Raw genomic sequence first — 13,768 nt, 5'->3', positions numbered from 1 at the left:
TAATAAAGACGACTAAAGTCCCTTCTGGCTGCCTAAAAACCCGAATTTCTCCGTTGGTGATTTATCTAAGAACTTTTACCTAACCACACCAACTGCAATTAAGAGAAACACTACCTCAGACAATTCACACAATGCACCTAGAGTATCCCCTGTCATTCCATCTATTCTTCCAGTTATATGCCTTACATACCATAGGGCAAATATTAATAATATTCCTATGGAGATACTAATCCTCAAAAATATCAGTGAAGGGATTATTGCTATAATTAGTGCAAGTATAAACTCCTTTGTATTTACCCTTCCAATAAAAAGATTCCCCATACCTTGAGGCCTAGCCGGCTTAGCTATTCTAGATGCAAACACTATATTAAGCCTTGAAAACACTGGCATCAAAAGTAGTATTGGATAAGCATATACAATTTCAATACCACTTATCAGTGCAATCTTTAATATCAAGATACAAAATATGGCTAATGCTCCATTGGTTCCAAGTCTACTATCCTTCATTATCTCTAAGACCCTATCCTTCGGTCTATTACTATATATCCCATCAAAGCTATCGGCTAATCCGTCGAGATGTAGTCCACCGGTAATAAATATTTCTATAACTATTGCAAAAACAGCACCTAATAGCTTACTAGATACTCTTGTGCCTACATAATAGGCAATGACTACAAACATTCCAATAATTAATCCTACCAGTGGAAAAAATATAACTCCTTTGAAAAAGTCATCCTCATCAACCTGTAGGTTTATATTAATTGGTATCCTTGTTAAAAATTGAAGCATAAGTATAAATCTCTTCATAACCATTTTCTCCTCTATTTTATCTTCATAGGTATACCAGAAACTGTAAAATAAACTTCATCCGCACTACCTGCTATAAATTGATTGATCCTACCGGCTATATCCCTAAACACCCTAGACAATTTATTTTCAGGCACTATTCCCATCCCAACTTCGTTTGTAACTAAAATGGACTTTATTTTTGAAGCCTTCATCTCATCTATAAGCAGACTAATTTGTTTCTTTATGTGTATCTCTATTTTGTCAATTTCTTCTCTTTTAATGGTATCCCAATGGATCTCATGGTTCTCAAACATTAGGTTGGTTACTAGAATAGTTACACAATCTAATAAAATCACATCATAATTTTGTGATATCTGGTCTATATATTTATAAATATCTTTATAGATTTCATAGGTCATCCAATAATCGGGTCTGGAATTTTTATGTTTTTTTATTCTATCCTTCATTCCCTCATCGAAGGGTATCGCGGTGGCTATGTATGCTACTTTTTGGCTTAAATCAGCTGCTAGCTTTTCTGCAAAGGAACTTTTTCCACTCCTCGCTCCTCCAGTAATTAATATAATTTTAGAATCCTTATCCGATGATTTCCTTATATTGTTACTCGCCATATATGATCCCTCCATTTTTCTTTGGTTAAAAAATAATGCCCTAGTATTAGGACATCTTTATTATATGAGGGAATATTCATAAAATCAATAATTATTTAATTTTAACGGCTGTACCATATACTAACAGTTCAGCCGCCCCTTGCATTATAGCAGATGTAGCAAATCTAATATTAACAATGGCATTGGCCCCCTTACCAGTGGCTTCCTCTATCATTCTTTTAATTGCTATTTCTCTAGCTTGCTCTAGCATCTTTGTATATTCACTGATCTCTCCACCAACTATTGTTTTTAATCCCGCTAAAATGTCTTTTCCAATATGTTTTGATTGGATAGTACTTCCCTTAACCAAACCATATACTTCAACAATTTCTTTGCCAGGTATTTCATTAGTATTTACTAAAACCATCTTATTCATTTTCTCCTTTCTACCCATAGTTATGGATAAATATTTATATGGAGATTAGAAATTTTCTACAACTCTTTTCTGCTTTTTATATTGCTCCCTTGCTATACTCCATTGATCTCTAGCCTTTAATTCTATATGTCTTTTCTTCTTTATTTGTGGATTGCTTAAGACTTTATCAAACCACATTATGGATTTACTATAATTATCTACCCTTCTACTTAACTCCCCTAACAAATACAATATGGATATTTCATCATATTCATCATCATTTATTCGCTCCCCAGTATATGCATCTTCAAAGGAGTTTATTGTAAATTGGGTGAATTTTTTCTCTTCTTCTATATTTTCCTTATATCTATAGAACCACGATAATCTTAAGCATATTTTACCTAAAAGACTATCCTTTCCCCCCAAAACATTAGTACATAGCAAAGCTAATTTATATACTTCAATAGCTTCATCAAGGCTTCTTTTACCCCCGTAGCTTCTTGGATACCATTTAGGGGTTATTATATTCCTAACTTTTTCTTTATCAGTATGCTTTAGATTTGAGAACTCTCCTTCAAGTGCTGCATATCCACAGTGATTGCATATAAATGCACTATAAAACAATGGATTTTCGCTTTCATAATAAGGGCAAAAATCTGGATCTCTTTTTGAAACCCTTATAGCCGATGTTCTAACCTTTTTAGTTGTAAATTCTCCATCGCATACAGGACATTGAATACTTTTTACATATAATTCTTCATTCATTAAAAACACCTCTGCTGTCAATTATTTATCTCTGTACCATTTTGTCCATCATTATTATTAATATCATTATTATTAATTTCCTCATTTTGATTAACAGGCTTTTTAGATCCTTTTTTTATAATTTGCTTTCTTGGCCTATAATAATCATTAGCCACTAATTTTTTCTCTACAAATTTTCCACCTTGATAAACAAGCATATATGAAGATACCCTAAACCCATTTCGTCCCTTTTCTTCTATCATTTCATCTCCTTCAAACATATTAGGATCAAAAATTATCTCCGTATCTTTTTTTATAACTTTATCTATGACACTCTTTAATTTTATTTCTTTATCAAAATTTCTCTCACCATATATATTAACAGTAATCTTATTACCCTTAATAAGAGATTCTACATATATAGGTGAAGATAATGTATTTTGAAACTTAAAATCCAATACTCCGTAGGAAACTGTAGCATCTAAACCTATAGGAACATATGTAGAAGGAATTGTATGATTAGCTCTTTCTACAATACCCAAGCTGCTATATAGTACACTGTTATACAGAGTACTTGAGACCTGACAAATTCCTCCACCAACACCATCAACCAATTCACCTTTAAATATTACTGGAGCAATCTTGTATCCATTTTTTATAGTTCTAGGCCCAACTATATCATTAAAGGAGAAAATCTCTCCCGGCAAAAGTACAGTTCCATCCACAGATTTAGAAGCCAACCCAACATTATAGCTTCTACCTACCTTCCTCGTATTGAATTTTGTAGTATACGAACCCAATAAATCCTGTACTTTGCTAAGCATCTCTGATGTGTATTTTGGTGTTATGGTTTCCACAATCAAATCAACCTCATTAATATCATAAAAATTACTATCTAATAAAATTTTAGAAATTTCTTCAAGGGTTTTTTCTTTATTTAGTCTAAAACCCATAGACTCATCTTTAATGATAAATACATCATTCTCTCTTTTTATAGAAGCATTTAATCCAGGATTATTTATATCCTTTTCAATAATACTCAATATATTATTCATTTTCTCCATATCTAGGGAAGACTTTAATGACATATCATAGGGCTCATTTAAAAGATCAATCATAGTATGTATTCTATCGAAAAAAGTTCCTCGTCTTCCTATGAGATAGGCATCATTTACGGCCTTTAAAAAGTCGTATTTTAATCCTATATCTTGAGGACTAAATTTCCATGTTTTATCTTCGTACCTCAATATTAATTTATCATTATCTAAAACATATTTTAAACTTTCTTCAATTTTATTATTAGCATCAACTACCGTAAGTCCACCAACATCAACATTTTCTATAGAAATTCCATTATGAATAGAATCCTTATAAATTAATGTGAATGAAATCACAGCGGATATACAACTAAAAAAAAGAAACGCAGCAATAACTATACTAATAGTCCATGTTTTTCTTTTCTTTTTATTCTTCACTTCGTTTTTACCTTTAGCCTCATTCTTATTACTTGTCATAAATGCCTCCACCATAATAAAGTCTGTTTTAAACTACATAAATAAGATTATTTATTTCCAAAATATTTCTATATTATCACCATGATTAAGAACATCCGTATAATTTGCCCTATTCCCATTTAATCTTAATTCCAATATTCCCTTGGGATTCTTAATGTCAAAATCTATATGATTAAATATTTCTACAAAAATTGATTTTTTAGCTCCATTATTCAATTTAATTATTTTTCCGTTTACATTTATTTCGATGTAATTGGTATCTTTTTCTATTATATTCTCATTGCTTACCTTTGTATGGGAAATTGGATCAGGGATATATCCACTAGCCTTTATAACATCGCCATCTTTCAATATATAATTTGCATCTACTAAAATATCATTTGCAATGATCTCCTTTGCATCCATATCCAAATTAGTAAGCTGAAAAAGTTCCTTAATATTTTCAATTCTTGTAACAATCACATTTTCATTATTTTTTAGTATATAATTTTCATCCCTATGTTTACCATTTATATGTACAGACTTTATTAGATTTATCACATCTCCATTCAACATGATCTTTTCATTAAAATCAACAATATCCTTAAGCTTTATTGTAGGCTCTTTACCCTGGGTAGCTTCTTCAATGAGAATACTGTCATTATGCTTTAACTTTTTATCTAGACTAGTGATTTGACCATTAACATAAATCCTAGCCGATTCTCCATAGGTACCATGAAATACTTTTTCTTGTCCATTTATTATAATGGAAATTGATTTACCCCTTTTGGCGATCAGCTTCCTTGCACTAAATCCAACCAATATTAACGCATCAGAAACAGCCAGTTCCTTTGAATTAAACAGTCTTACAGGCTTATCATTTACAGTGACCTTTAAGAAATTTTGTTCCTTATCCTTAAAGGTCGAATATCCTATTCCTAGTGGAGTTATATATTCTGGCCCCTTTAGTTTCTCGCATAGAAACTCAACATTCTCTAGAGTTTCAGTTCCTCTTATAACCACACGTTCCTTGGGAAGCTTTAGATTTTCAGATATATAATCCCTTAGTTGAGGTATTTGACTACCTCCTCCAATACAAAAAACTGCACTTGGTGACTTGCCATTGTACTCCACTATTTTTTCTGATATTTTTTCGCTAAGCTCTTTAATTTTTTCCTCAACCTTTAAGACAATTTCATCCGTTGATAAATCATATTCAATACCAACAATATCACTAAACCTATGACTTTCTTTATTAACCAAATCTATTTTAAGCTTTTCAGCTGTAACAAAGTCCAGTAAAAAGGCTTGTGAAAGTGCTTCTGTTATTTCATCACCAGCATAAGAAACCATCGCATAGGAAGATATTGTTCCATTTCTAGTTATGGCAATATCCGAAGTTCCAGCTCCAATATCTACAAGGGCTAGATTTAACAGCCTAAATTTAGGTGGGATAGCAATATTTATTGCAGCTATTGGCTCAAGGGTTAAATTAATAACCTCTAACCCAAGGTTATGGACAACAGCATATAGGCTATCTACTACAACATGGGGCAAAAAGGTAGCCAATACTTCCGCACCAATTTTTTTGCCCTTATGTCCTTTAAGATTGCCTATAATATTATCATCTAAATAGTAATTAACAACTGTATACCCAACACAATAATACTTAGATTCCATGTCATTACATGTACTTTCTAAGTCTTTTTGAGCCGTCTGTATTCCGAGTAGTTCCAGGCTATTAATCATAGAATTTTCTATAGTCAAAGTAGAATCCACTATATTTTCTACAAAGGCCTTCTGTGTTTTTAATGCCCTACCTGCTGCCGCAATAGATACGTATTTGAGACTATCACCACTTCTCTCCTCAAGCTTCTCCTTTACAGCTCTAGCAACTTTTATAACTTTCTCAATATCATGTATCTGACCATCATACATAGCCCTATCAGGATGCTCCATTATCTCATAGTCTATTATTTTATAAATATCGCCTTCCATTTTTGCAAGTATTCCAACTACATTTCTTGTTCCTATATCAAGAGAAAAAATAACGTCTCCCATTATAATTCCCCCCCTTCGACATTATGTTTTATAATCACTTTTATTTAGCTCAGATAATCCAATCTGCTCTATATACAATTATACGACAAAATATTGCGATAGTATATATAAAAATAAACCTTCCATTAACATAGTTTCCATTAATTTGTGCATATCTCCTTTTCTAATCTTCAGTAACTTCTTTATAGTATAAACATAGGTTTGTCAAAGGACATATTTCACATTTGGGTTTTCTTGCTTTACATATTCTCCTGCCATGAAATATGAACCAGTGATGTGCCTGGGTCCATAGATTCTTAGGTATATTTTCCATTAATTGATATTCTGTACCCAAAACATCCTTGCTATTGGCTATACCAATTCTGTTGGTTACTCTAAAAACATGGGTATCAACTGCAATGGCATCCTTACCAAAGGCATTACTAACAACAACATTAGCTGTTTTTCTTCCTACTCCAGGCAATTCCATTAGGGCCTGTATGGTATCTGGGACCATAGAATCATATTTTTCTACTAAAATTCTGCATGTATTCAAAATATTTTTTGACTTCATCCTATAAAATCCACAGCTCTTAATCAATGTACCTAACTCTTCTTCACTTAGCTCCAAAAATTTTTCTGGTGTATTATACTCTTTGTAAACCTCCATCGTAACTTGATTAACCCGTTTATCTGTACATTGAGCTGCTAATATAGTGGATATTAGCAGTTCAAAGGGGGATTGATGTACAAGCTCACATTCAGCCTCTGGATGCAATTCTTCTAAAATTCTTAATGCTTCTTTTATTTCTTTTTCAGTGAGAATTTTCTCGTTTTTTCCCATATAAAAATCCTTTCTACATAGAGATTCTAGTCAAAACCCAGAACTCCCCATAGTTTATATTATTTCAAATTGGCAATTGACAATTTCAACCCTTCCGTCATTTTCAATAAATTTCACTACATTATTAATTATTTGATTAGCATGCTTTGTTGAGGTAGTAACACAAGCAAACCCAATTACTCCTCTTCTCCATATGTCGTTCAAGTCTACTTCTGCTACTGATACATTGAACCTAGCTTGTATTCTATTTATTATACTTTTGATTACATGTCTTTTCTCTTTTAATGAATTGACTTCAAAAATCATTAATTCAACTTCACAGCTCCCAATAATCATTTTAATCCTCTTTCATTATTATATTGTTAACTTTTCATATAATTATATAATAAAAAAAAATCCGCTTCAATGCCACATGTTGGTTAGTTTATTTTTAAATCTGGATTAGAACGAAGAAAATAAAATTAACCCATGAAGGCACTTTGCATTCAACAAAGTGCCTTCATGGGTTATAAAGTATTATATCGTTTATTTAAGTATATTCATTTCCTTACCAACTTTTTCAAACACTTTTACTGCTCTGTCAAGTTGCTCCTCAGTATGGCCTGCCGTTACCATACATCTAACTCTACCAGTTCCCTTAGGTACAGTTGGGAATACTATACCGGATACGAAAACTCCATTATCAAACAACTTTCTAGAAAACTCCATTGTCCTTGCCTCATCACCAATTATAACTGGTGTTATAGGGGTCTGACTATTTCCAGTATTAAAGCCCAATATTCCTAATTTTTCTTTGAAAAATCTAGCATTCGACCAAAGTCTATCGGTATATTCACTTGATTCCATAAGCATTTTAACCGCTTCAATTATTGCACCTACAGCAGCAGGTGGCAATGATGTACTGAACAATAAAGGTCTGCCCCTATGGCTTAACCATTCTTGCATAGTACTGCTACCAGCCACATAACCACCGATTACACCTATGGCCTTTGATAAAGTACCTATGCTAAAATCAACTCTACCATGTAATCCAAAGTGGTCTACTGTTCCACGACCATTTTCACCTAAAACCCCTGACCCATGGGCATCATCTACATAGGTCATTGCCTCATACTTTTCTGCAAGGTTAACAATCTCAGGTAGATTTGCTACATCCCCATCCATACTGAAAACTCCATCGGTTATTATAAGTATATTTTTGTATTTATCTCTATTATCCTTTAGTACTTTCTCTAGGCTATTCATATCATTATGCTTATAAATCGTTTTATCCGCCTTTGAAAGTCTAGAGCCATCTATGATACTTGCATGATTTAATTCATCGGATACGATTAAATCTCCTTTTTCAGTTATAGCTTGAATAGCCCCTGCATTACAATTAAATCCAGATTGGAATGCCATAACAGCTTCTTCTCTTTTGAACTCAGCTAAAACTCTTTCTAGTTCTTCATGAATATCCATATTTCCAACTATAGTTCTAACTGCACCAGCCCCTACGCCATACTTTTCTACTGCATTTATTGATGCTTTCTTTAGTCTTGGATGATTAGCAAAACCAAGGTAATTGTTTGAAGATAAGTTTATAACTTTTTTCCCATTTAAAATGATTTCTGCTTCATTTGCACCCTCTAGAACAGGTAATTTTCTATAAACCCCTTGTTCCTTTAGGTCTTGAATCTTTTCCTTCAAAAACTTTAATTCATGAACATTTGACATCTAAAACCCTCCTCTTTTATAAGCATAAAATCCTATGCACTACCCTTTTATTTTTCACAAAACTAAAGCCCTATATCAAGCTTTTTCTTCAATTTTTCTAGCATATCCTTTGTCATTGTCTCAAGATTGTATCTTGGATTCCATCCCCATTCATTTCGTGCATCACTATCATCTAATGAATCCGGCCATGATTCAGCTATTTTCTGCTTCACAGGGTCAACATCATATATCATCTTAAACTCTGGAATATTCTTTTTAATTTCTCCATAAATTTCTTCAGGTCCAAAACTCATAGCACCTATATTAAATGCATTCCTATGATTTAGTTTAGATCCATCGGCTTCCATTAAATTAACTATAGAATCTAGTGCATCGGGCATATACATCATATCCATCTTAGTACCTTCTTTTATATTACAAGTGAATTCCTTTGTTTTTAACGCTTCATAGTAAATATGTACAGCATAATCCGTTGTTCCCCCGCCTGGTAAAGCTTCGTAGGAAATGAGTCCAGGGAATCTAACTCCCCTAGTATCCACACCAAATCTCTCAAAATAATAATCGCATAGTAATTCTCCAGAAACCTTAGAAACCCCATATATAGTTGTAGGTCTTTGGATAGTATCCTGAGGAGTCATATCCTTTGGCGTATTTGGCCCAAAGGCAGCTATGGAGCTTGGGACAAATATTCCGCAATTTTTCTCCCTCGCAACTTCTAAAGCATTGTATAATCCATTCATATTTACATTCCAAAGCAAATGAGGCTTTGCTTCCCCTACTGCCGAAAGTATGGATGCTAAGTGTATAATAGTATCTATATTATGTTTTTCAGTTGCATCTGCCATTTGTTGTGGGTTTAAAACATCGACTATCTCAAATGGTCCAGATTGTATTAGCTCCTTACTACCTTCTTGTTCTATACTATTACTACTAGCAACAACGTTATTTTCTCCATAAATGCCTCTAAGCTTCAAAACCAACTCTGAACCAATTTGTCCTAATGCCCCTGTAACTAAAATTCTTTTCATTGCCTCACCTCATTTTATATTATTTTCAGCCATTATCGTAACTTTAGACCCTTAATATCACTTTATTTCACAATCATTTCTACATTCTTGCTGCAATAGAAGATTAAAGATTTTCTAAAATTAGCAATAAAAAGGTTTTATTATTGCTTTTGTTCCTACTCTCAAATATACACATTGCATAATTTTGACCATCTATCAAAGTTAACTGTTTTCTTGTGGTGTACATTTAAAACGTTTTCTGCTCTATTTGTGTCTAAATTGCGTACATATTTTAATTTCAGTATACTACAAAAAAATAAATAATCAAGACAAAAACAAAAAAACTACATATTTTAATCCAAAAATATATGACAGATAAAAAGCTAATCTGCCATATGGGAATTTAATATAAAAGTTTTAGTTTAAATTTTCATTTTTACTTAATACTTGATTATAGGATTCTAAATTAGTCTGAACTATATTAGATATCGCTTCAAAGCCTTTGTCTGTTAATATCTCCATTCCCTCTTCTATAGTAGATACAGCATAAATATGAAACTGTCCGTTTCTCACCGCCTCAACAACTTCATCATCTAATACCAGATCTTCCGCATTTTTAGAGGGTATAATAACTCCTTGTTTGCCTGTCAATCCAAATCCTTTGCATATATTATAAAAGCCTTCAACCTTTTCCGTTATTCCACCTACGGGCTGAATTTCGCCCTTTTGATTAACCGAACCGGTTACAGCGATATATTGCTTTATAGGTATATTTCCGATACTTGATAAAATCCCATAAAGCTCAGTACTGGAAGCACTATCACCATCTACCCCATTGTATGATTGTTCAAAGCAAATTTTTGATGTTATATTTAATGGTCTATTTTTACAGAATTTTTCATTTATATAACCTTCTAATATCATGACTCCCTTATCATGTATGTTACCACTAAGTTCAACTTCTCTTTCAATATTGATAATACCCTTAGTGCCTGCATAGGTTGATACAGTTATAACCATTGGTCTTCCAAAAGTATAATCGCCTGTGTTTAATACTGAAAGTCCATTTATTTTTCCAACTTGATTTCCTCTAACATCTATGATAATTTTGCCATCTTGATATAATTCATCCATTCTATCCTCTACCTTGTTTCTTCTCTTTCTTTTTTCTATTATAGCCTTTTTTATATGTCTATCTGTAATATATATATTTCCTTCAAGGCCTGCCCAAGCATCGGCCTCTATCAAGATTTCTGTTAGCTTATTAAAGCTTGTGGTCAATTTATTCTGGCTTCCAGCAATTTTATTACTATATTCTAAAACCTTAAAAACACCTTCTTTAGTTAAATGCTTCAAATTTTCTTTTTCTGAAAATGAATTTATAAAACCAGCTATCTTATACTGATTCTCAAGGGTATTTTCCATTACAAAATCAAAATCCACCTTGATCTTAAATAGTTTATGAAAGTCTTCGTCATATTGATAAAGTAAATTATAGATATAGGGATTTCCTATCAATATTATCTTTATATCTATTGGCATTGGCTCTGGATCAAGGGTCGTTATATCTGTAATCCCTAGCTGATGCCTTAAGCTTTCAATTTTGATTTCTTTGTTATATAATGCTCGTTTTATGGCAAGCCATGAATGGGAATTTCTGAGAAGCTCTAATGCATCAATTATAAGATATCCCCCATTTGCCCTGTGAATATCTCCTGCTTTAATCAGTGTAAAGTCTGTTCTTAAGGAACTATTCTCACTTTCGTATTCTATTACTCCTATGAGATTGCTGAAGGTGGGATTTGTCTCAATAACTACTGGAGCCCCTTGAGTCTCGCTATTATCTACAATTAAATTCACATAATATCTAGGTGCAAATTCCTTAATATCACTATTAATTGGAATATCCTCATCGGCTATAAGCTGAAAATCTGATACGTTTTCTATTACATCTTCTTCAACTTCCTTTATATACTGAACAACCTTATCAAAATCCTTATATTTATCAACAAAGGCTTCGATGCTTGGATTTACTATAAAATGGGCAGTCATCTTTTGAAAGTCATTAAGATTTTTTTTAGCTTCTTTTTCTAGCATTTTTACTTTTCTTAATACTTCCAAGGCTTTCAACTGTATGGTTTCCGCATTTTTCTCAAATGCATTCTTTTCTATTTCATCTAAATTGTCAAATTCTTCATCGCTGATTTTCTCTCCATCCTTAATGGGCTCAAATACTAATCCAGTGGATACATTTTTTATCTCAAACCCTAGTTCCTTGCTATATAGGATCAAGGAATCTAGCAATTCACTTTTTTCATCTTGATATTTTTTTAATATATCATTTTTTCTTTTTTGATATTCTTCACTAATAAATGCCTTTGGAATTTCTGCTACTAAATCCCTAATAAAAAATTCCATATCTTCTCTAAACACTTTACCCATCCCAGCAGGAAATTCAATACACTTTGGTCTATGGGGCTCTTTAAAATTGTTTACATAGCACCAATCATGCCTTTCTCCTTGCTGCTTTGCTTTTTCTTTTACCTTAGATATGCAGTAGGTAGTTTTTCCCGTCCCCTTTATACCAGATATATATATATTATACTTTGAATTCTTTACAGTTAAACCAAACTCTAATGCCTCAGCGGCCCTTTCTTGTCCAATAATATCATCGAAGGTCTCTAAATCCATAGTTGTTTTAAATTTGAAATGTCTTGGATTGTATGTCTTTTTTAGTTTATAATAATTAAGTTTATTTCTTTCCCTCATAAAATCCCCCCTTTTTGGAAGCTATATTCTATAATATTCAATAATGCATACTTTGCTTCATAAAATTTTAATTTATATAATAAAAAAACTGCTAGATTTATCATCTAACAGTAATATAGATTTCCAAAAGTTAAACTTAATTTATACATATCAAAATATCCGACGTTCCTAGGGAGTTTTGATATGCATAAATTAACTGTTTAACTGGAATATCTATAATACATATACAACTTATTAATTTCTTCAATCACTTCACCTTCATTTTCCCGCTTTAAATGCTCATCCAAGATTTTTTTGCCCCTATCTTTATCCAGTCTAATAATTGCCCAGGCAGTATATTTTCTTAGAACTATTGAGGGGCTATTTAGATACTCTGTTATATATTTTATGACTTCTTTATCTCCAGAATTACCTAAAGAAATCAAGGCATTTCTTTTTAGGGTATTATTTCCTCTCCAACCCAATGCAGAGTTCCCAAACCTTTCCTTGAACTGTCTATTGGAAAGCCTTAATAATTCCAATAAATAGGGCTTATAGTTATGGCTTTCTGGTATAAACTCAGGGCTACCCTCCATACAATCTGAATTATGGGGACAAACCAGTTGGCAAATATCACAACCATACAAGCTATTTCCCATTTTCTCCCTCAAGTCATAGGGAATATCATCCTTAGTTTGAGTAAGATATGATATACATAGCTTTGAATTATAAATATTGTTTTCCATCAATGCACCGGTGGGACATGCATCAATACATTTATTACAATTTCCACATCTAGCTTTCAAATTATCATCGGGCTCTATTTGTAAATTACATAATATATAACCTATAAAAATCCATGAACCATAGTCTTTAGAAATAATACAATTATTCTTTCCATACCATCCTATCCCTGCTTTATATGCCAAATGCCTATCAACCAGCGGCCCTGTATCAGTAAAATATTTATACTCAAAATCATTATATTTTTTTTCAATATATTCTGTAAGCCTTTTCATTTTCTCTTTTAATACAATATGATAATCCTTTCCCCAGGAGCTTCTAGTTATATTACCAACAAGCTTTGAATGTGAAGGACTTTTTATATCACTTTCATTGATATAATAGGACATTGCTACAACAATAATGGTTTTAGCATTTTTCAAGGTTAGATGGGGATTAATTCTTTTATCAATATTTTTCTCCTCAAATCCCGATAGGTAGTCATTTTCTTCTCTTGTCTTCAGTATATCCTTTAAGTCATTAAAAGTCTGTGACTTTGTAAATCCAATTAGGTCTATACCTATTGATTTAGCGTATCCAACTATTTCTTCTTTATTTATCATAGAATCCCTACTTGTTTA

Annotated in this window: 12 protein-coding genes; all 12 read right to left on the bottom strand. The window is 32.3% G+C overall.

Annotated features, from left to right (window positions below; genetic code table 11):
- Positions 1-75: 75 nt before the first annotated feature.
- Complete coding sequence (gene cobS / locus N4A68_01430) at positions 76-807, bottom strand: adenosylcobinamide-GDP ribazoletransferase (protein MCT4562980.1); 732 nt, start codon at positions 805-807, stop codon at positions 76-78.
- A gap of 14 nt (positions 808-821) precedes the next feature.
- Positions 822-1,418 (bottom strand): bifunctional adenosylcobinamide kinase/adenosylcobinamide-phosphate guanylyltransferase, encoded by a 597-nt coding sequence (gene cobU, locus N4A68_01425; protein MCT4562979.1) that lies wholly within the window; start codon positions 1,416-1,418, stop codon positions 822-824.
- Positions 1,419-1,509: 91 nt separating this feature from the next.
- Positions 1,510-1,824, bottom strand: coding sequence for a YbjQ family protein (locus N4A68_01420; protein MCT4562978.1), 315 nt, complete (start codon positions 1,822-1,824; stop codon positions 1,510-1,512).
- Positions 1,825-1,878: 54 nt separating this feature from the next.
- A complete protein-coding gene (locus tag N4A68_01415) occupies positions 1,879-2,577 on the bottom strand; it encodes a DUF2225 domain-containing protein (protein MCT4562977.1) in 699 nt (232 codons plus the stop codon).
- Positions 2,578-2,594: 17 nt separating this feature from the next.
- The gene (locus N4A68_01410; GenBank protein ID MCT4562976.1) at positions 2,595-4,070 is read right to left on the bottom strand and encodes a VanW family protein; all 1,476 of its coding nucleotides are present in this window, start codon (positions 4,068-4,070) and stop codon (positions 2,595-2,597) included.
- A gap of 51 nt (positions 4,071-4,121) precedes the next feature.
- Positions 4,122-6,110 (bottom strand): rod shape-determining protein, encoded by a 1,989-nt coding sequence (locus N4A68_01405; protein MCT4562975.1) that lies wholly within the window; start codon positions 6,108-6,110, stop codon positions 4,122-4,124.
- Positions 6,111-6,273: 163 nt separating this feature from the next.
- On the bottom strand, positions 6,274-6,933 hold the full coding sequence (gene nth / locus N4A68_01400) for an endonuclease III (GenBank protein MCT4562974.1): 660 nt from the start codon (positions 6,931-6,933) through the stop codon (positions 6,274-6,276).
- Between the two features lie 54 nt (positions 6,934-6,987).
- On the bottom strand, positions 6,988-7,269 hold the full coding sequence (locus N4A68_01395; protein MCT4562973.1) for a DUF503 domain-containing protein: 282 nt from the start codon (positions 7,267-7,269) through the stop codon (positions 6,988-6,990).
- A gap of 189 nt (positions 7,270-7,458) precedes the next feature.
- The gene (locus tag N4A68_01390; GenBank protein MCT4562972.1) at positions 7,459-8,649 is read right to left on the bottom strand and encodes a glycine C-acetyltransferase; all 1,191 of its coding nucleotides are present in this window, start codon (positions 8,647-8,649) and stop codon (positions 7,459-7,461) included.
- A gap of 62 nt (positions 8,650-8,711) precedes the next feature.
- A complete protein-coding gene (locus tag N4A68_01385; GenBank protein ID MCT4562971.1) occupies positions 8,712-9,677 on the bottom strand; it encodes an L-threonine 3-dehydrogenase in 966 nt (321 codons plus the stop codon).
- A 396-nt stretch (positions 9,678-10,073) separates the two neighbouring features.
- Positions 10,074-12,425, bottom strand: coding sequence for an AAA family ATPase (locus tag N4A68_01380; protein MCT4562970.1), 2,352 nt, complete (start codon positions 12,423-12,425; stop codon positions 10,074-10,076).
- A gap of 200 nt (positions 12,426-12,625) precedes the next feature.
- On the bottom strand, positions 12,626-13,750 hold the full coding sequence (gene queG, locus N4A68_01375; protein ID MCT4562969.1) for a tRNA epoxyqueuosine(34) reductase QueG: 1,125 nt from the start codon (positions 13,748-13,750) through the stop codon (positions 12,626-12,628).
- Positions 13,751-13,768: the final 18 nt, after the last annotated feature.

The sequence above is a fragment of the Maledivibacter sp. genome (assembly GCA_025210375.1).
Taxonomy (GTDB): domain Bacteria; phylum Bacillota; class Clostridia; order Peptostreptococcales; family Caminicellaceae; genus JAOASB01.
This window is presented reverse-complemented; position numbering and strand designations above follow the sequence as displayed.